This is a genomic window from Aquirufa rosea, from assembly GCF_004118285.1.
Classification (GTDB): Bacteria; Bacteroidota; Bacteroidia; order Cytophagales; family Spirosomataceae; genus Aquirufa; species Aquirufa rosea.
In genome coordinates, this window is record NZ_SDHY01000004.1 from 263,840 (window position 1) to 283,937 (window position 20,098).

The window sequence follows — 20,098 nt, forward strand, 5'->3', positions numbered from 1 at the left end:
AATGATGCAGCAGAAATTACCAAAGGGTTTTGTACCCGTGATGATAAGTACTTTTAAAGAAGATCATTCGCTTGATTTAGACGGGATTGCTCGGCTAACGGAGATGTATATACAAACAGGCTCTGTAGGTTTATTTGCCAACTGTTTGTCCAGTGAAATGTATGAATTAACGCGCGTGGAGCGATTAAGTTTAATTGAAACAGTGGTGAAAACAGCCGCTGGACGTGTACCCGTAGTGGCCACAGGCACATTGGGGGATAGCATCGAAGAAATGGCTGATTTTTCCAGAGCTATTTATGCATTAGGGGTTGATGCCGTGATTGTATTGAATAATTTGATGGTTAAAGAAGAGGAATCTGATGCGGAATTTTTGAAGCATATGCATCGATTCATGGACTTGACACCGGGTATTCCTTTTGGTATTTATGAATGTCCTGTTCCATACAAGCGTTTGATAAGCCAGGAAGTTCTGGAGGATTTATTACCTTCCGGTCGTTTGGTTTATCATAAAGACACTTCCTTGGATTTAGCCAAAGTAGCCTTACGTATCCGTACGGCACAAGGGTATAATTTTGGATTGTATGATGCCTATATGGGTCATGCGGTTTCTGTTTTAAAAGCTGGAGCCATGGGTTTATCTTGTATTCAAGGAAATTACTTTCCTGAATTAATAGTCTGGCTTTGCGAAAACTTTAATACTTCAGGCAAAGAGGAGCAGGTAGATATAGTCCAAAAGTTCTTCATAGATCATATGGATGTGATGCATACCGTTTATCCTACTAGTGCCAAATATGTATTACAAAAAAGAGGCTTCCCTATTCGCCTAGCTACCCGACGCGATGTGGGGAAACTGACTCCTAAGGAAACCTCAGCTTTGGATCAATTGATCGAGAGTTATTTGAAATTGCCGATGGTTAAAACTTTGGCATTGGGGCGATTGGATTAGCGAGATTGGATGTATTTGGCTACGGTACCCATGGGTGCTATCCAAATACCATTGGCTGGATTAGTGGCGTATTCCATGAGTTTTTTGAGCATGCTGAGTCGGGTAGTTTGATTACCCGACTCATTCATTTCATGGCCAGCTAAAACTAGCCATTTACCTGTTTTTCTTGCTTCTTCTATCAGAGGCAGGATTTGTTCAAAATCTTGTCCATCCATTTCTATGCCTGTTAATTGAGCAAAATTATGGTAATTAGGGTCATTGGGAGCCTCGCTTTTCCATAGTCTACCCAAAAGGAAATGCTTGGCTATCAGTGGTACATAGCTTTGTGTTTGGGTGGCATTTCCAATAAAAGTTTGTCCGCAGGGATAGGCGAATACCTCAGCTTTTACTCCTAAGTTCTTTTCAATAGAGGCATTGCAATCTAAAATATCCTTTTCCATTTTTTCTAGGCTGTAATTTTCTAGGGCATTGGCTCTAGACCAGGTGAAAATTCCAGTACAAGGGTGAGATGTACTGTGGTTTCCTATTTCATGTCCATCGGCAACGGCCTTTTTCCATCCGGTTAGGTTCTTCTCCATGGAACCGGGGTTGACAAAAAATGTGGCTTTTACCCCATATTGATTAAGAAGCTTAGTACCTAGGGTCACCTGACTTCCGCGGGCATCATCAAAACTAAGGCTGAGAGCCATTTTTTTGTCAGAAGGCCAAGTAAATTGTTGTGAAAAGGATGGAATAGCTCCCAATAGAGCTAATCCACACAAGAAAATGGCTAATTTTTTCATCGGCTGTTTATGGTTTTTCTAGGGGAATTTCTTCACCAAATCTTTTATGTGCTCCTTTGATTTCATCGTGAGAATTAGCGGCAATATAGGCTAATATCGCGATGAAGGCCAAGACGATTCCGAAGTTTTTGGCATAGGTATTCCAGGATAGGCTTTTGTTTTCAAAATCTACTTCAGCCTTACTGAGCAAATAAATAATAATTACAAAGTTCAGCACGTATAGATATTGCTCTATGCGGTAAGTGCTTAAGAAAGCCCCGGTAATGATAATGCTCAATAACATGTAAAGGGCAAAATGACCGATGAAGAACTTTTTGATATCTTCATATTCCAATGATTTGGGTTTTGCGTGAACATTGAGCCAATAGATTCCTGCGAAAAGAATTAATAAGAGGGAATCCCAGCGCACAGATAGTTCGATGGCCTGATCAGATGCAGTAAGTAAAGGTGTGATCGTTTTTTCCAATCGATCCATTCGGAAATTTTGTTGCCACATGGTGAATGGAATGATTAATACGAGCATGATCATGGGAAACCATTGCTTGGAATAGGTTTGCTCCGTAGTATCTTCCCAATGAGAGGTAAAAGTTCCATAGGCCATTCCAATTCCACCAAAGAATCCCAAGGAGTATTCCATGACATTCCAAAAATTGAATTTGATTTCGGAAACATGCCCCAATACCTGTAAGAAATTCCCAAATGCGAATCCAAATCCTCCACCAAGTCCGGCAAATAAAGCCACACGTAGGGCAGAATATTGTTTGGTCCGAAACATAAACCAGGTTAATGCGGCCGCCATGCCCAAAACTCCAGCCCAAGATTCGTCTCTAGGTGGAGTCATAAGCCACTCGTATTGAACGATGATGAAAAAATAGAAAAGTAAAGCTCCCACAACCATTTCCACTAATAGCTGGTGCCAAGGGATGGAGTTTTTGTTCGAGTTGGATAAACTTAATCCGAATAGTCCTCCGCCAATAAAGCCGTATAGTCCACCGATTACAAATAAGGATAGTAAACCATAATAGACATTCACAAATTCAGTGTCGCGACCATAGCCTACGACCAAGCCATAGCTCATGACCCCTCCTATTCCCCAGCCCATGGCTCCTGAAACGATGATTTGAAATGCCTTGGAAAACCAGTCCTGTCTCTTGGCAAATAATAATATGGCGATGGTTCCAATGGACCCGGCCCAAGCGGCACCATGTTCATGTCCGAACTGGCCACGTATAGCCCATGCCGTTCCTAATGTCATCCCCACTGTTAGTAGGGAGATCAGTAATTTTTTGTTGTTCATTGTTTGATAGGTTTAGAAAATAAATGGTTATTACTGGGGGCTTAATTAAACTCCTTAGCGTATTGAAAAGGAGTTTTCCCCGTGGTTTTTTTAAAGGCCTTATTGAAATTAGTGAAGTTGTTGAAGCCAGATTCGTAGCAAATTTGTGTAACTAAAAATTGATTTTCTTTGATCAGCTTGCAAGCGTATTCCACTCTAATTTCATTTAAAAAGCTGGCGTAGTTTTTTCTCGTTTTGGTTTTGAAGTACCGACAAAAAGAAAGGGGGCTCAGGTGAGCTACTCCGGCAATTTCATCAATACTAATTTTTCTTTTGAAATGCTTTACCGAATAATTATAGATGAGGTTAAGTCTTTCCGTCTCCTTTTCACTGGTGGAGTTTTCCAAAATACCCATGGAGAGAATTTCCATCTCTTTGCTCATGGACAATAAATCTAGGATTTGATATAAATGTAATACGAGATTCTCATTTTCATTGTCTAAGATGAAATTCATTCGACTAATGATTTGTTTTTTGGTAATTCCTTGAATCCGGATTCCTTTTCTGGCCTCCTCCAATAACTGTAAGATAAAGCGATTTTCATGAAGCTTTAAAAAAGAGTTTCCAAATAAATCCGGATTGAAGTGGATCACTAGGGCACTCGCTTTTAGGTTTTCATCCCCTTGAAAGTACACGTTATCACTGCGTAAATAGTGCGGGCAGTTGGAGCCAATTAACAATAAATCACCGTCTTGAAAACGCTGAATACTGTCTCCTACAAACTGAGTTCCAGTTCCTTTTTCGATTAATAATAATTCGATTTCAGGATGGTAATGATACTTGTTAAAAAAGTAATTAACTATGTCACGGCGAACACTAAAAGATCGCAGTGGTTGGTTCGAAACTTTAAGTAAATGAGCCTTCATTGAATTATTAAAGTTGTCAATTTAGCCTAAATGAAGCTATTATGCTAGAATAGTTGTGCTTTTTGACAAATTTATTTAATTATTCATCCATTTTAATGCATTTTTTTGTTAAAATTTTAAACCAGAAAACCAAGTAATTCTTCTTTAACCAAATCAATCTAATTATGAGATTAAATTTTACAGTAAAAATGTTTCGGCATTTTCTATTTGTAGCAGTCATGATGGCCGGGTGCTATTCAGCTGCTTTTGCTCAGTCTCGACTGATTACTGGAAAGGTAACCTCCAGTCAAGATGGTACCGAGGTTCCCGGTGTGAATATTTCACTGAAGGGTACAACCAAAGGAACAACTACTAATAACTCAGGAACTTATTCCATTGAAGTGAGTGGAGCAAATCCCGTATTAGTATTTTCTTTTGTGGGTTTTGACACACAGGAAATTCGCGTAGGAAGCCGTAGCGTAGTGGATGTATCTTTGGCATCTAGTACGGCATTATTAAACGAGGTAGTTGTAACGGCCTTAGGCATTAAGCGTGAGGAAAAATCTTTAGGATATTCTGTGGGTAAAGTAGCAGGTAAGGATTTAAGTCGTGTCGTAAACGAAAACGTATTAAACTCATTATCTGGAAAAGTGGCCGGTGTGAGTATCAATGCGACAGGTGGAACGGGTTCTTCGGTGAGTATGATTATTCGTGGAGCTAAGTCGTTAAGTAATGACAACCAGCCTTTGTTTGTGATTGACGGTGTGCCTGTAATTAACTCGTTGAACAACGTGGGTCAAGTGGGTAATGATAACCGTGTTGACTATGGTAATGCTATTTCTGACTTGAATCCTGAAAACGTGGAAAGTGTATCGGTTTTAAAGGGGCCAAGTGCTGCGGCTCTTTACGGTTCTCGTGCGGGTAACGGAGTGGTGTTAATTACTACTAAGAATGGTGCTAAGGCAAAGAAAATGACCGTTAATATTACTTCAAATACGGTATTTGATAATCCTTATAAGTTCTTGAAGATGCACTCGAAGTTTGCAACGGGTGTGCTTCCATTTACTCCAGATAACAATCCATATCCTGGAGGAATTTTAAGTATTGAAGAAGGATCTGCTGGTGGTATTGGACCAGAATTAGATAAAGGTTATAAGGCTATTCAATGGAACAGTCCGAAAGGTGCTGATGGCAAGCCAATTCCAACTGAATTGAAGTCTTATGCTGATAACGTGAAGAATTTCGTTCAAACGGGTATTACTACGACTAATGGTGTTTCTGTTACCAATGGTAATGAAGTTGCTAATTACCGTTTGACTTATTCCAATATGACTAGTCGTGGAATTATCCCAGGCTCGGATTTATTTAAGAATTCCTTATCCGCGGCTTCTGCTTTCAATTTGTCTAAAAAATTGAAATTAAGTGCTAACATTGATTTGAGCAGAAATAACTCTAACAATCGTCCAGCGAGTGAAAGAGGATCTAACCCATTGCAGTGGGCTTATGCGGTATCTCCTCACATTAATATCATGGACTTAAAAGATTATTGGGTTCCAGGACAAGAAGGTTTACAACAAAAGTCTCAATCCATCGGAAACTTTAATAACCCATGGTTCTTAGCGTACGAAGTAAAGAACGGTTTTGAGCGTAATCGTGCTTTTGGTAATGTGAAATTAGATTACCAAATCAATAAGGAATTAAGTTTCATGGCTCGTTATGCTTTGGATACGTATGGTGAGACTCGTGAGACTAAAATTGCGAAGTCTTATACAGGAGAGAAAAATGGTGCTTATGGTATCGTTAACTTAGATCGTTATGAGCGTAACGTAGATTTCTTAGCTACTTGGACTAAGCCGGTAGAAGATTTCCATTTATCTTTCTCTGTGGGAGGAAATGCCAGAACATATAGAACTACTGACGTAAGTACTGCTTCTAGAAATGGTACTGGATTGATTATTCCTGGTTTGTTCACCTTGCAAAACATTGCCAACACGAATATCAACTATTCTAGTTTCCAAACTAAGAAGGTGGTGTACAGTGCTTATGGAATGGCCAACGTATCTTATAAGGACATGGTGTACTTGGATTTGACTGCTCGTAACGACTGGTCAAGTACTTTGCCAGTAGAAAATAGATCTTATTTCTATCCATCGGCATCTTTGAGCGTATTATTGAATGAGGCTTTTGCTATTCCAAACGATAAGATTGACTTATTGAAAGTACGTGCAGGTGTAGCCCAAGTAGGTAATGATACCAACCCTTACGCTTTGATTAACACGCTTCAAAATTCAGAAGCTTGGGGGTCATTGACTCGTTTGAGCAAACCGGGTTCTATTTTATTACCTGATTTGAAACCTGAGATTTCTACTTCTTATGATTTAGGAGCTGATTTAACGATGTACAAAAATCGTTTAAGATTCTCTGGTACGTATTATACGGTAGAAAATCGTAACCAAATTATCCCTACTACCTTACCATCTTCATCTGGTTTTACTTCGAAGAACATCAACGCAGGTTTGTTAGTATCTAAGGGAATTGAAATTACAGCAGGTGGTACGCCAATTGACAAGAATGGTTGGAGATTGGATTTGACAGCTAACTTCTATAAGAACGAAACAACCATCAAAGAACTTTCTGAAGGCTTGAACTTCTACACTCTTTGGACAGATGCCAAAGGTGGAGCATGGACTTATGTAGGCGATAAGATTGGTGATATCTATGATGCGGAGATTGTGACTGTAAAGGATAAATCATCGAAGTATTACGGATACCCAATTTTGGATTCTGATGGTTCATGGCAATCAGTAAGTGCAAGTAACTCGCGTACTAAGATTGGTAACTTTAACCCAGATTTCATTTTAGGTTTACAGACTTCTTTGTCCTACAAGAACTTTAGTTTGAATATGACATTCGACTGGAGAAATGGTGGAGACTTCGTTTCTCAGACCTATCGTTACAGTGAGTCAGATTTGAAATCTCAGCGTTTCTTAGACAACTTGATTAACCCTAATGGATTAACAGGTGATGCCTTACGTAATTTCTTGGTAGCGAATGAGGATAAATACATCCGAATCAACAAAAATGGCTATTTCCCTATCGTGGGTGGACCTACTGCTGAATACGGTGGATATCCATTTGAATACGGCGGGAAAACATATCCAAATGGGGTATTTAATCCGGGTGTAATCGCGATTTACGATTCTAAGGGAAATATTACAGGATATGAGGAAAACTTAGGTGGTCCTAATACCCGTATCTTACCTTATGGAGATAACTATCCTTGGAGCTTTACTCGTGCAGCTACTTTTGATGCTTCTTTCGTGAAGTTGAGAGAGATCTCTTTGGGATATGAGCTACCTAGTACTTTTGTTAAGAGCTTAGGTTTACAAAGTGCTAACTTCTCTGTGTATAGCCGTAATATCATTTTATGGACTGCATCAAAAATTGGAATTGACCCAGAAACAGCTTTCCAACCACAGGCTGGAGCGCAAGCAGGTACCCAATTTAAGCAAGGAATTGAGCGCTATAATGTTACTCCTTGGGTTATCCCAGTTGGATTTAAACTTGGTTTGACATTTTAATCAAAGCACCTTAAAACATTAAAATCATGAAAATAAGATTAATAAAAGCTGTCGCCTTCACACTATTAACAGGAGTATTTTTCTCTTGTGAAGACTTGACAAAAGTGAATATAAATCCAAACGGAGTGCAGCCAGAGGTTGTGAATCCGAACTTGGTGATGCCAACCGTATTAACCGAAATGTCTAAGGCTTATGTGAACCTAGGCTATCAGGATATTGCGGGTGTGGTTCAGCATACGCAAAAAGATGCATGGTCTTCTGGACATAATGACTATGACTGGGGTGGGAACCAAAGTTGGTCGGGTTATTATGATATTTTACGTAACAACGATTTACTTTATAGTCGTGCTGTTGCATTAAACTGGGAATTCCAACAAGGAGTTGCTTTGGTTAACAAAGCCTTTATGTTCGGTTTGATTACAGACCTTTGGGGTGATGCACCATATACCAATGCCTTGAAAGGGGAGACAGGTGGTACAGATAATATCTTACCTGCTTATGATTCTCAAGAGGTAATTTATACAGGTATTTTAGCAGATTTAGAAAAGGCTAATACCTTGTTATCAAAGCAAAAAAGTGAATACTCCAACATCGTAGATAACGTAGACGTTATTTACTCTGGAGATCCTACCAAATGGCGTAAATTGGCTAACTCTTTAGCTTTACGTTATTACATGCGTATTTCATCTAAGAAGCCAGATGTAGCGAAAGCAGGAATTGAGAAAATTGCCAAAAATCCTGCCAACTACCCAGTGATTTTAAGTAATTCAGATGATGCAACTATGGGCTTCCCAGGTACATCTGATGGTACTTCTTGGCCAGCTAATGCCGTATATGATGTAAGTGGATCTAACTACCGTCGTATCAAAATGGCAAACACTTTTGTAAAATATTTACAAGGAGTGAAAGACCCACGTTTAGGTGTTTGGGCAGCTAAAGTTGAAATTCCTTTAGTGGTAGATGCTACTCTTCCTGCAAAAACGGATAAGATTGTGGATGGCAAGCGTTATTTGTCTCCAGACGTAGTTGGAAATACTAAAGTAGATACTGATCCAGAATACGTAGGCTTACCTACTTCATTTTCGCAGCTGCCATCTGCTTACAATATGAACCCGACGCCAGGTCAGACTTCTTTCAACCCTCACGTTTCGTTTTTAGCTCCAATGTACAAAAATGCAACAGGACCATTGTTAAGAGCACGTTTAGTTTCAGCCGCAGAGGTGAATTTCATCTTGGCTGAAGCAGCATTAAAGGGATATTCTGTAGGTGATGCTAAGACTTTTTATGAAAATGGTATCAAAGCCTCTTTAACTACTTGGGGAGTAGGTTCTACATCAGCGGCTTATTTAGCAAATTCTGGCGTAGCCTATAATGGAACAGTGAAGCAAGTGATCGAGCAAAAGTGGATTGCTAGCTGGACAGCTGCCACTGAGGCATGGTTTGACTTCCGTCGTACAGGATTCCCTGAGTTAAAAGCAGGTCCTGTTGCCAAACGTCAAGCGCTTCCTGTTCGTTTCTACTATATGCAGGATGAATTGCGTATCAATTCCAAAAATTCAGCTGCTGCTTTAGATAAATTAGAAGTAACTAATTTTTCTCAGGCTGATGGCAAAAACAGTGCTTGGTCTAAACCTTGGATTATTCAAGGAACAGGTAAGCCATATTAATATTTTACGGGGTCTCCTTCGGGGGACCCTTCAAAAATAGACCTCTATTCTTCTGTTAACCTAATGAAAATTTATAAACCTCTAAACCTTTTAATACTTGTATTCCTGTTTTTTTTCACTCAACTTTCTGCTCAAACCCTTCGGGTTGGAGCAGCGGTTCGAGTGATAACTCCAGATCCCTTACTGCCTGTTTCAGGGGGTATAGGCACACCTAAACCTGCTGTAGAAAAGAAAGGGGATTTATTTGCGCGTGCGATGGTATTTGAACAAGGAAATACCCGTTTTGCGATTGTTAATGTGGATAATCTGGGATGGACATCCATCTTAGGAAATAAGTCAAGAGCCTTGATTAAAGGCATCCCTCCAGAAAACATCATCATAGGAGCTACTCATACCCATTCTGCTCCAGACGCCTACGGATTTCCTGATGCTACTGGAAAAAATTATGCCGATTTAAAATACCTAGATCGTTGTGTGCAGCAAATCGCTGATGCTGTCAACGAAGCCATTACGAAATTAGAACCAGCTGTTTTAAAAGTAAATGTAGAAGATGCTAAAGGCAAAATTGCCTATAATTATTACGCTCCTGCATTGTATGATCCTCGATGTGGTGTCATTCAGGCATTAGCTACTTCGGGTGAACGAAAAGGAAAAGCTATTGCCACCTTGGTTAATTATGCCATTCACCCAGAAGTAATCGGAAGTGGTAGAGGCATTCTAAGTCCTGATTTATGTGGGCCATTGTATAGCCGTATCGAAGCCCAAGCAGGTGGTGTAGCCTTATTCATGAATGGAGCTCAGGGAGGCATGGTGACGGCAGATACTCGTTTGGAATATGGAAAAGAAGGTCAGAGTGACCAAAAGGAAGCCAATAATTGGGAAGAATGTATTCGAATCGGGGAGTTATTGGCAGATGAGGCATTGAGAATAATCAATAAGGCACCTGTATTGGATTCTCCATCCTTGTATTGTACTTCTAAAATGATTGATTTACCTGTAGATTCAGAGATTATGCGGTATATTCTTACCCATTCTCCATTGAAATACGAATATAAAAAGCCAAATACTGTCAGTACACAATTGAATTTGTTGAACATTGGCCCTGCCCAAATATTGACAGTTCCTGGAGAAGCATTACCCAATGTGGGCTATTATGTGAAGCGACATATGGCAACTAAATTGCCCTTTCTGTTTGGATTAACGAATGATGCATTTGGTTATATGTTGGCCAAAGTGGATTATAATAGTTTTAAGCGCTATGATTATGTAACTAGGACTAGCTTGGGGGAAATGACCGCGGAGATTTATATGGAACAAGCCCTGCAATTGATTCAGGCAAGTCCTAAGCCAATAGGTAAATAATCATCCAGTTTTCTTTCTTTTGATTTATCTTAGCCTCAGCCAAGCAGGCTTTATTTCCATTGTCACATTGATATGTTTTGTAATATGAAAAAACTAGGACTACTTTTATGGGCTTTCATTACCAGTAGCACCATAAGCAATAGTACCATGGCACAGCAACAACTAGAGCCAACTTATGCGGAAAAATTAGGCTATCCTAAGGGAAAGAAGGTTGTTATTTTCCATGTGGATGATTGCGGGATGTCATATTCTTCCAATCAGGGAGCCTATAAATCCATTGAACAAGGAGTGGCTACTTCTTGCAGTATCATGATGCCTTGCCCATGGGCTGCCAGTTTTATTCATTACATCCAAAAAAATCATCCTAATCTAGACGCAGGATTACACTTGACCTTAACCTCCGAATGGAAGGATTATCGTTGGCCAGCTTTGTCGGGCTTTCAACAAGTTCCAACCTTGAGTGATGGAGATGGCTGTTTGTGGCATAGTGTAGAACAGGTTATTAAAAATGCTAGTCCAGATGAGGTTGAAAGAGAGATTCGGGCACAAATTGAAAGAGCTACTCGCCTAGGTTGGAAACCTACTCATTTAGATTCCCACATGGGAACATTGTTTGCTTATCCTCCCTTTTTGGAGCGTTATTTAAAAGTGGGTATGGAACTGGGAATACCTGTGATGTTTCCTGGTGGCAACAATAAAATGTTGATTGAATCTGTCAATAAGCCATATATCAAAAAAATGAAGGCAGAGGGCAAATGGAAAGAAGGAATGCCTTTGCCGATGGCTAAGTTTGGTTTGACGGATTTAGTAACTGAATCCAAGAAGATTGGAGAAATGCTTTGGAAAGCGGGTTTACCTGTATTAGATGATTTGCATTCAGATAGTGGAGATTGGAAACCTGAGGGTAATCCAAGTTCTGCTGAGTGGGCAAAATACAAAGCTGATCAATGGATTTATCAATTGGAACACATGAAGCCTGGGGTGGCCATGTTAATTGTTCATAGCAGTGATATCACAGAAGAGTTTAAATTTATCAGTGGTTCTGGGGGCTCTCGATTGGCTGATATGAATTCCATGATGCACCCAGATTTGAAAGCTTATATAGAGAAGGAAGGAATCATTTTAAGTACCTTCCGCGAGTTAATGGAGCGTCGCAAAAAAGTAAAATAATCGCATGAAATTTGTTAAAATTATCATTGCCCTGCTAGTGATGGCATTTCCTTCACTGGCACAGAATTCGGCTGTCGTTAAGTCAATGCTCATTTTTCCTGGACAAGAAAAACATGTTCACGGAAGTAGTTTGGTACGATTACCCAATGGAGATTACCTTTCTGTTTGGTTTTATGGTAGTGGCGAAAGGACGGCAGATGATGTAAAGTTGATGGGTGCCAGATTAAAAAAAGGAGCTTCCCAATGGGGAGAGCCATTTTTAATGGCGGATACACCGAATATCCCGGATTGTAATCCAGTCTTGTTTTTGAATAAAGACAATAAACTTTTTTTAGTTTGGATTGCGGTGCAGGCTAATCAATGGGAGCAATCGGTGTTGCGTGTGAAAACATCTATCAATTATAATAGAGATGGGGCACCCGTATGGGATTGGCAAGACAATATATTTTTAAAGCCAGGAAATGAGTTTGCTACCGAGGTAAGTAAAAAGTTGAAGGAATTACCGGAGCATCATATTGGTTGGGCGGGATACGCGCCTAAATATGATGAGATGATCGCCAAAGCCAGTGCCGATCCAGTGAAGCGTAGTTTCGGATGGATGACGCGTATTAAACCATTAATTTTAGACAATGGACGGATTATTTTACCTCTTTACTCAGATGGCTATAATTTTTCATTAATGGCCATTTCTGACGACCAGGGAACTTCTTGGCGTCCAAGTTTACCTTTGGTGGGGCGGGGACCCATCCAACCGGCCGTGGTAAAAAAGAAGAACGGAAATTTATTGGCATATATGCGAGACAGCGGTGATGGTCCGCCACGAGTGCATATTAGTGAATCAAGTGATCAAGGACAAACCTGGTCAGCATCTGTCAAAACAAATATCCCTAACACAGCCAGTGTTGAGCTGTTGGTTTTACAGGATGGACGAATGGCCTTCCTCGGAAATGACATCATTGATGGCCGTTATCGAATCGCTTTATTTCTTTCAGATGATGAGGGGAAAACGTGGAAATGGAAGACCTATTTAGAAAATGTAGCTCCAGGGAAAGGTAGTTTTTCTTATCCTTGCTTAACACAAAGTCCTGATGGTTTATTACATATCACTTACTCCCATCATGTAGATAAAGATCAAAAATCCATTAAATATGTGGTAGTGGATCCACAAAAAATCAAAGCTGAGTAGCCTTACATTAATCTAAACCTATACTATGAATAAGAATCGAATCTATGCACTACTGTGCTTTTGTTTAATGCTCAATGTATCGCATGTTGGGGCACAAAGCAAAGCAAAACAACCTGTTTACCAAGATACCCCCTTTTGGCAGGATTATGCTGTTAAGTATTACCTTTCTAAAGATCAATCCATTGACTTAAACGCGACTTATGCGGATAGAAATGGAAATGTATTGTTGTTTGGTTCTACGGGAACCTTACTCCCTCATGATGGACAATTTTTATATCCAGGTTCCATTATTAAAGACACCAAGTATAGGACTAGTGCACCAAAGAAAATGGCTGCTTTGACTTCCTATCAAAATCAATTTGTATTGTTGGATGATAAAGCCATTTTGAGTCATGCCTTTGCGGGAAGTATCTATTCTAAGCATGAGCTTCCGAAGGCTAATCAAGTGGTGGGAGGAAAGGATTTTGCCTTTTTAATCTCCGATGGCAGCAGTCTTCATTGGGTAAAAGACTCCAAGACCTTGTTCAAAGGAAATTTGTCAGGCGATCAAGTATTGGATTTGAAATACCAGGCATCTAGTCAGACCTATTTTATTTTGGGCAAACATGGAGTTTATACTTTTTCTCCGAGCTCTTTAAGTATTTCAAAATTATATGCGGGAGGTCCTTTGGCCGCATTTGATATAGCTGAGAAATCGAGTAAAGTTTACCTAGGGATGTCTGATGGATATGCCGTATTAGATGCTTCAACCAAACAAGTAGGGGAAAAACAACAAAAATTACCTTGGACAGAAATTACGGCGATTAAAGTGATTGGAGATAAAGTTTGGTTTGGGTCAACCAAGGGGGCTTTTGCCTTGAAGAAAGATGGGAAATTTGATTATTACAATGGAGAGCGTTGGTTGCCAAGTAATGTGGTGAAGCACATTGCTGAGGGGCCTAAAAATTCTGTGTTAATCACTACCAGCGCGGGTTTAGGACAAATCTGTTTTAAGAAAATGACCTTGCATGAAAAGGCTGTTTTTTACGATGAACAAGTGAGAAAGCGTCATATCAGAAATGGATTTAATGCCTCGTTGGATGGAATGCAAAAAGGTAATTTGAGCACAGGATATTTGGCTGATTCAGATAATGATGGCCTTTGGACATCCATGTATTTAGGAGGTGAAATATTCCGCTATGCAGTAACGAAGGACCCAGAAGCTTTGCAAAACTGTCGCGAATCTTTGGATGCTATGGAGCGGTTATACAAGTTAACTCCAGTTCCGGGTTTTCCAGCGCGTTCTTTTGAGCGTCGTGGTTTTATCTCCAGTTTATCAGATCCTGAGCGCTGGCAGCCATCTCCTGATCCTGAGTGGGATTTCAAATCTACCACCAGTAGTGATGAGGTGATTGGGCATATTTTTGCTTTTGGGGCTATGGCTGAGTTGGTGGATGATCCGGATTTAAAGAAGCGTTCTATTGTGCTGATTGATACCTTGATGTCGCATATCTTGAAAAATGATATGTACCTCATTGATTTTGATGGTAAGCCAACCATGTGGGGTAAGTGGAATCCGAAATACGTGAATTCATTCCCTACCAATGTTGGAGACCGTAAATTAAATTCCTCCAATATTACGGCCATGTTACAAACGGCATATCATTTCACAAAGAAGGAGAAATATAAGCAGAAGGCTTTTGAATTATTAACCAAATATGGGTATTATGAAAATTTAATGCGTCCATTTAGTGTGTTAGGACGAGCTGGCAAAGATGCTGATGCCCATGCTCAAAATATGTCGGACGGTTGGAATCACTCGGATGATGAAATGTATTATGTGGGTTATTGGGGATTATATCGATATGCTTTCAATGATACCTTAAAAGCCAATTTTAAGAAATCGATTTTAGATCACTGGCAAATTGAGCGTCCAGAGAAAGAGGGAGCATGGAATATTTTCACGGCTTTGACAGGAACTAAGCAATTCGATTTAAATGAAGCGGCCTGGTATTTAAAGGAGCATCCATTGGACATGATTGATTGGGCTATACAAAACAGTCACCGCAAAGACATTGTTAAAATTCCAGACAATTTCCGGAGACAAACCACTCAGGAGGTATTGCCTCCAGATGAAAAACCAATTATGCGCCATAATGCTAACCAGTTTAATATGGATAGAAATGGAGGAAATGGTTTATCTGAACATAGTGCTGGAGATATTTGGCTATTGCCTTATTGGTTAGGAAGGTATTTGGGGGTGATTTCAGGACCTAAGAACTAAAAATCTGCTAACGTTGTCAAGGTTTCAAACCTTGACAACGTTGCATTTGGGGAGATTATTTTCCTAAAAAATATCGATAAACTGATTTTACGTGATCTGTTTGGATTAGATCAATTCCGAGCTCTTTTGCTTTCTGATAATTTTTTTCTTGATCAAGTGGGCCAAGGGCATCTGAAAATACTCGAATATTTTTTTGATGGATATCTTTCACTAATTGAGGGCTTAATTGAAGCCAATTAACATCAAAGGCATAAGGAGCTATCTGAGCGATTTTTCTCTCCATTTCCTCTGCTTTATCCAAGCTTGGCATCCTTTTACTCTGTGGATCTTCAGCCTTTAGTCTGACCAAAAAGTCGTCATTTCCATAGTAGACTGATTCCTTGTCCAAGCGGTATTTCCTCATCAACTGGACCAAAGGTTTTGGATCCACTTGCTTACAATCTACATAAATATAGGTTTTGGTATTTCTTTCTTTATTCCAACTGGATACCAACTGAAGAGTTTCCTCTAAGGTGGGAATGCGCTCATCTGGAAATTGAGTTTCCCAGCCTTTGTTCGCCTTCAATTGTTTGATTTCTGTCAATGTCAAATTGGAAATAGGCCCAGTGCCATTAGTCGTGCGGTTTAATGTCCCATCATGTAAAATAACCAACTGATTGTCTTTGGATGTTCTGACATCAATTTCAATAAAATCTACGCCCATATCCAATGTTTTTTGAAAGGTGGCGAGAGTATTTTCTGGAGCTAATCCTGAGTTCCCTCTATGGGCTGATATGCGAAGCTTCTGTTGAGACTTATAAGTCCGAGCCACTATTTGATTTGGGCTATTTAGCCGATGACAAGAGATTAAGGTGGCTATGGAACATGCCAATAACCAAACGGTTTTTTTCATATTAAATAGGTTATAAATGTCATAAAAGGATAAGCTTTTATGCTGTTTCAAAATTAGGAATCTAATCCCATTTATCGGCTTTTACGATGTAAATCTGTGATAAAATTTTTCTGGTTTTAATCTTGAAATTTACATTCGGAATTATGTTATAATGGGTGTGTTGATGAATATCAGATTCTTGGACAATAGTTAAATGGACTCATTCGTTACGACAACGCTGTTAAGGTTTCGAACCTTGACAGCGTTAGGAATTTTGAGTAACTTCATTTCCTATTTACAAGCCCTCAAAACCTATGAAAACGTATTGTTTACTAATCCTTTTGGGGATGATGGCTTGCCAACCTTCTAAGCCTACGCAAAGCATGATACAACCAGAAAATAGTTTCGCTTATGACTATGAACTATTGAAAAATGATCCCACGACAGTCTTACTAAGTCAAGGTGACCAACAAGTTTTAGTTGTTGGTAAATACCAAGCCCGAGTAATGACAAGTAGCTCCATGGGAAGGGAGGGATTTAGTTATGGCTGGATTAATCATGAACTTATTCAATCAGGCAAATTAGGGCCGCACATGAATGCCTTTGGTGGGGAAGAACGCTTTTGGTTGGGGCCTGAGGGAGGGCAGTATTCGGTATATTTCAAAGCAGGTGATCCTTTTACATTTGAGCATTGGCAAACGCCTGCCATCATCGACACTGAAACCTATCCATTAGTTAAGTCGGATGGTCAGAAAGCCCTTTTTCACAAGGATTTTGAAATAGAAAATTATTCCGGAACGAAATTTAAGTTGGCCCTTGACCGAGAAATCAAATTACTAAGTCAAGAGGAAGCCGAGAAGTATTTAAATGTTTCTTTACAAGGGCTTTCTTGGGTAGGTTATCAAACTGATAATACCTTAAAAAATACAGGTGCAGATTGGAATAAATCGACTGGTGTATTGTCGATTTGGTTATTAGGGATGATGAAGGCATCAGAACAAAATACCATTCTTATCCCTTATCAAAAGGGTAAGGAGGCAGCCATTAACGATGCCTATTTTGGAAAGATTCCAGCTGACCGACTTATCAAAAAGGATGGAATGCTTTACTTTAAAGCGGATGCCAATTCACGAGGAAAATTGGGCATTCCTCCCCAAGCCTTAGTTCCATTAGCTGCTAGCTATGATGCTACCAACCATATTTTAACCATCTTACAGTTTGATTATCATGGCGAGAAAGAATACGTGAATTCCATGTGGGAAATTCAGGAAAAACCTTATCAAGGCGATGCCCTGAACGCCTATAATGATGGCAAGAATGATACAGGCACACAAATGGGCAAGTTTTATGAATTGGAAAGTTCCTCACCTGCTATTGCTTTAGCCCAAGGTCAGTCCTTGCGACATGTGCAACGTACATTTCATCTGGAAGGTATGGAAGCTCAGTTGAATCAAGTATGCCAACAACTATTGGGAATCCAATTATCCGATTTACCTTGGAAATAAAAAAGCTCCAGAATTTCTAGAGCTTTTAAAATAGATGATCTTCAATTCTTACTCCTCATCCATCATACTTCGACGCTGTTTAGCCGCTTGTTTGGTGGTTTTGATTCGGTAATTAAATGTTAGGTTGAATTGGGTCAAACGACCTTGAAATTCGGATTTGGTATAAAAGCTAGTACCCCTCGTTTCCGAGCGCATGATTCTAGAACTGAATACATCAAGGATATTTAGCGTTAAAGTTCCATTGCCTTTCATGATGTCTTTGCTTGCCGACAAGTCCATCCACGCAATGTAACCTCTTGAACCCTGAGGAGTATTTTGTGGCGCCTCATAATTGGCTCTCAATTGAGCATCTATTCCCCCTCCTAGCTTAAAGCGGGAAGTATGACGTGCAAACCAAGAATAGGTATCACTCACATAGGTAGGATCAATGTTGCTGGCATCTGCTTTTGCCCTAAAAATATTAATGCTTAAATCCGCTTTCCAAGTTTTAGTTACATTAGAAGAGCCTGTAAATTCTGCTCCCATAGAAACTTCATTTTTGAAGTTTTGTGGTAAAGTAACAGAGAATCCATTCGCGTCAACTGTACGAATACGATCTATTTTTCCATCGGTATTTCGGTAGTAAATGGAGGAGCTAATGCTTCCATTTTCAAAATACTTCACATGTCCTAAATCAAATACGTCGGTGAATTGTGGATTTAAATTAGGATTACCGGAGAAATAGTTTCTATTATCTGAATAGGTTACAAATGGACTTAATTCGTTGTAAGTAGGTCTACGTACACGTCTGGAATAACCTAGTTGGAAGGAATTGTCTGGTGACAAAGAATATGTAAAGTGTGCACTTGGGAAAAGATTGGCATAGTTTCTTGGGTTTTTCTCCTGAGTTTGTAATAACTCAGTACGAATGTCCGTCATCTCGCCACGTATCCCAACTTGATAGGAAAATTTCTTGATTTTTGTCCCCCAAATGGCATAAGCTGCCGTAATATTCTCGTGATAAACAAAGTTGTTTTGTAAACCAGGTACCACGGTAAATTCCCCCGTTTCTTGCTTTTGCGTAACGATGTAATCATTGGTCATATCCCTAAAACTCGTTCGCAAACCGGTTTCCACTTTCCAATCTTTGCCGATTGGGTTAACATAATCTGCTTGTAAAATCCATTGATGTTCTGCTTCATCATTGATGGATTTTTGAATTTTGGTATTCTCCGGAAAGGCGGACCCATCGGGCTTTTTCCCCACTTGGGTAAACAGCTGATCTGAACTTTCCCAATAATCCAAATAACGTAAATCAGCGGTAAATTCCTTCCCTTTTCGAGCATAGGATTTTTTGAAAGTCAAGGCATATTCCGAATTTGGCTCTGCCTCTTTTTCGTCTTGCTGACGATCGGTGATACTGTATAAATTGTTCAGGCTTTTTTGGTAGTCCAAATAATGAAAATCTGAAATTCGACGAACGTCCGTTCTGCGGAAAATGTATGAACCTGTTAATACCGTTTTTTCATTGAAAAAATAGTCCGCACCGCCACGGATGTTGTTGACCATTCCTCTTACATTATTTTGTGAAGTTTGCTGCAAATAATTCGTTTGTCCGGGATTATAAACTTCTTGGTAAATATTTCCTCTTCCAGGAGTTCTGCGATAGAACAATCCGTAGTTTAAGAAAAAATTCAACTTGTCTTTACGATAATTCACAATGGCCGTCGCCCCGAAATTTTCAGGGTATCCTGTGGTCGTTTCAATGGCTCCATTGAAGCCTTGATTTTGGTTTTTCTTAAGGACAATATTGATGATACCTGCCATTCCTTCCGCCTCATATCGAGCGGATGGATTAGTAATTACCTCAACTTTTTCAATTAAATTTCCTTGCAAGGATTGTAAACCTCCCGACCCGCTGATGCCCACCAAGGTAGAGGGTTTTCCATCAATCAAAATGCGCACGTTTTCACTTCCACGTAGCTTCACTCCGCCCTCACCATCTACTTGAATAGAAGGTAGATTTCCCAAGATTTCTGCGGCTGTGGCGCCCCGATTGGCCAAGTCTGTTCCTACGTTAAATATTCGCTTATCCAAGGCTAATTCCATAGATGCTTTTTGACCCTTTACGGTGACTTCTTCCAAGGTCTTTGAAGAAGATTTGGCCTCTAAAATGCCCAGATTGAGTGTATGATTCTCTTTGTTAATCTGTACGCCTTTTTGAGAAACAGTCTCAAAACCCACACTTTCTATAACGACATCATAGGATCCGTAAACGACATCTATGGAAAACTGACCTTTTTCGTCACCTATGCCTCCTGTAACTAATTTTTGTGCACCCGCTTGAAACAAGCGAATACTTGAAAATGGAATGGGAGCTTTGGAATCTTTTTCGATGATTTGTCCCTTGACTTTACCTTTTGGACCTACTTGGGCGAAACTTGGAAAATTCAGAATGGAGAATAGAAATGAGAAGCAAATAAGGTGATTAAATTTCATGATAATAATTTTGTCAAGCTAAAATTCGGTTTTAGAGGTGTTTATTTTGGTAAAAATCGACAAAATGCACATTAATTACAACGTAAAATCAGATAGTGAGCTAATA

General features: G+C 39.6%; 13 protein-coding genes. 8 read left to right on the forward strand and 5 right to left on the reverse strand.

What is annotated here, in order from left to right; translation table 11 throughout:
- Nucleotide 1 precedes the first annotated feature (1 nt).
- Complete coding sequence (locus tag ESB04_RS08335; protein WP_235832202.1) at nucleotides 2-946, forward strand: dihydrodipicolinate synthase family protein; 945 nt, start codon at nucleotides 2-4, stop codon at nucleotides 944-946.
- On the opposite strand, the gene ESB04_RS08340 is transcribed toward ESB04_RS08335, so the two are convergent.
- From ESB04_RS08340 to ESB04_RS08350, 3 genes are read right to left on the reverse strand one after another with little or no spacing between them, the layout of a single operon-like run.
- Entirely contained in the window at nucleotides 943-1,728 is a 786-nt protein-coding gene (locus ESB04_RS08340; protein ID WP_129027273.1) for a polysaccharide deacetylase family protein, read from the reverse strand. The two genes, ESB04_RS08335 and ESB04_RS08340, sit on opposite strands and share 4 nt — an antisense overlap.
- 7 nt (nucleotides 1,729-1,735) lie before the next feature.
- Nucleotides 1,736-3,025 carry a hypothetical protein gene (locus ESB04_RS08345; RefSeq protein ID WP_129027274.1) on the reverse strand — a complete coding sequence of 430 codons (1,290 nt, stop codon included), beginning with the start codon at nucleotides 3,023-3,025 and terminating at the stop codon, nucleotides 1,736-1,738.
- Between the two features lie 41 nt (nucleotides 3,026-3,066).
- Nucleotides 3,067-3,930, reverse strand: coding sequence for an AraC family transcriptional regulator (locus ESB04_RS08350; protein ID WP_129027275.1), 864 nt, complete (start codon nucleotides 3,928-3,930; stop codon nucleotides 3,067-3,069).
- Between the two features lie 164 nt (nucleotides 3,931-4,094).
- Here ESB04_RS08350 and ESB04_RS08355 point away from each other — a divergent pair, with 164 nt between their 5' ends.
- The 6 genes from ESB04_RS08355 (at nucleotide 4,095) to ESB04_RS08380 (ending at nucleotide 15,138) form a co-directional block, all read left to right on the forward strand.
- A complete protein-coding gene (locus ESB04_RS08355) occupies nucleotides 4,095-7,490 on the forward strand; it encodes a SusC/RagA family TonB-linked outer membrane protein (protein ID WP_164969624.1) in 3,396 nt (1,131 codons plus the stop codon).
- Nucleotides 7,491-7,516: 26 nt separating this feature from the next.
- The gene (locus tag ESB04_RS08360) at nucleotides 7,517-9,157 is read left to right on the forward strand and encodes a SusD/RagB family nutrient-binding outer membrane lipoprotein (protein ID WP_129027276.1); all 1,641 of its coding nucleotides are present in this window, start codon (nucleotides 7,517-7,519) and stop codon (nucleotides 9,155-9,157) included.
- A 63-nt stretch (nucleotides 9,158-9,220) separates the two neighbouring features.
- The gene (locus ESB04_RS08365) at nucleotides 9,221-10,519 is read left to right on the forward strand and encodes a hypothetical protein (RefSeq protein ID WP_129027277.1); all 1,299 of its coding nucleotides are present in this window, start codon (nucleotides 9,221-9,223) and stop codon (nucleotides 10,517-10,519) included.
- An 84-nt stretch (nucleotides 10,520-10,603) separates the two neighbouring features.
- Nucleotides 10,604-11,689: a polysaccharide deacetylase family protein gene (locus tag ESB04_RS08370; protein WP_129027278.1), complete on the forward strand. Its 1,086-nt coding sequence runs from the start codon at nucleotides 10,604-10,606 to the stop codon at nucleotides 11,687-11,689.
- Nucleotides 11,690-11,693: 4 nt separating this feature from the next.
- Complete coding sequence (locus tag ESB04_RS08375) at nucleotides 11,694-12,875, forward strand: sialidase family protein (protein ID WP_129027279.1); 1,182 nt, start codon at nucleotides 11,694-11,696, stop codon at nucleotides 12,873-12,875.
- 25 nt (nucleotides 12,876-12,900) lie between these two features.
- On the forward strand, nucleotides 12,901-15,138 hold the full coding sequence (locus ESB04_RS08380) for a hypothetical protein (protein WP_235832203.1): 2,238 nt from the start codon (nucleotides 12,901-12,903) through the stop codon (nucleotides 15,136-15,138).
- A gap of 55 nt (nucleotides 15,139-15,193) precedes the next feature.
- Here ESB04_RS08380 and ESB04_RS08385 read toward each other — a convergent pair whose 3' ends face one another.
- Nucleotides 15,194-16,030 (reverse strand): glycerophosphodiester phosphodiesterase family protein, encoded by an 837-nt coding sequence (locus ESB04_RS08385; protein WP_129027280.1) that lies wholly within the window; start codon nucleotides 16,028-16,030, stop codon nucleotides 15,194-15,196.
- A gap of 293 nt (nucleotides 16,031-16,323) precedes the next feature.
- On the opposite strand from ESB04_RS08385, the gene ESB04_RS08390 reads away from it, so the two are divergent.
- Nucleotides 16,324-17,514: a DUF6786 family protein gene (locus ESB04_RS08390; RefSeq protein WP_129027281.1), complete on the forward strand. Its 1,191-nt coding sequence runs from the start codon at nucleotides 16,324-16,326 to the stop codon at nucleotides 17,512-17,514.
- A gap of 48 nt (nucleotides 17,515-17,562) precedes the next feature.
- Here ESB04_RS08390 and ESB04_RS08395 read toward each other — a convergent pair whose 3' ends face one another.
- A complete protein-coding gene (locus ESB04_RS08395) occupies nucleotides 17,563-19,992 on the reverse strand; it encodes an outer membrane beta-barrel family protein (RefSeq protein ID WP_129027282.1) in 2,430 nt (809 codons plus the stop codon).
- Between the last annotated feature and the right edge of the window lie 106 nt (nucleotides 19,993-20,098).

Coding starts and splice junctions, on each gene's coding strand:
- ESB04_RS08365 (WP_129027277.1), top strand. CDS start 9,221: ATGAAAATTTATAAACCTCTAAACCTTTTAATACTTGTATTCCTGTTT.
- ESB04_RS08355 (WP_164969624.1), top strand. CDS start 4,095: ATGAGATTAAATTTTACAGTAAAAATGTTTCGGCATTTTCTATTTGTA.
- ESB04_RS08345 (WP_129027274.1), bottom strand. CDS start 3,025: ATGAACAACAAAAAATTACTGATCTCCCTACTAACAGTGGGGATGACA.
- ESB04_RS08385 (WP_129027280.1), bottom strand. CDS start 16,030: ATGAAAAAAACCGTTTGGTTATTGGCATGTTCCATAGCCACCTTAATC.
- ESB04_RS08380 (WP_235832203.1), top strand. CDS start 12,901: ATGAATAAGAATCGAATCTATGCACTACTGTGCTTTTGTTTAATGCTC.
- ESB04_RS08375 (WP_129027279.1), top strand. CDS start 11,694: ATGAAATTTGTTAAAATTATCATTGCCCTGCTAGTGATGGCATTTCCT.
- ESB04_RS08360 (WP_129027276.1), top strand. CDS start 7,517: ATGAAAATAAGATTAATAAAAGCTGTCGCCTTCACACTATTAACAGGA.
- ESB04_RS08395 (WP_129027282.1), bottom strand. CDS start 19,992: ATGAAATTTAATCACCTTATTTGCTTCTCATTTCTATTCTCCATTCTG.
- ESB04_RS08340 (WP_129027273.1), bottom strand. CDS start 1,728: ATGAAAAAATTAGCCATTTTCTTGTGTGGATTAGCTCTATTGGGAGCT.
- ESB04_RS08370 (WP_129027278.1), top strand. CDS start 10,604: ATGAAAAAACTAGGACTACTTTTATGGGCTTTCATTACCAGTAGCACC.
- ESB04_RS08335 (WP_235832202.1), top strand. CDS start 2: ATGATGCAGCAGAAATTACCAAAGGGTTTTGTACCCGTGATGATAAGT.
- ESB04_RS08390 (WP_129027281.1), top strand. CDS start 16,324: ATGAAAACGTATTGTTTACTAATCCTTTTGGGGATGATGGCTTGCCAA.
- ESB04_RS08350 (WP_129027275.1), bottom strand. CDS start 3,930: ATGAAGGCTCATTTACTTAAAGTTTCGAACCAACCACTGCGATCTTTT.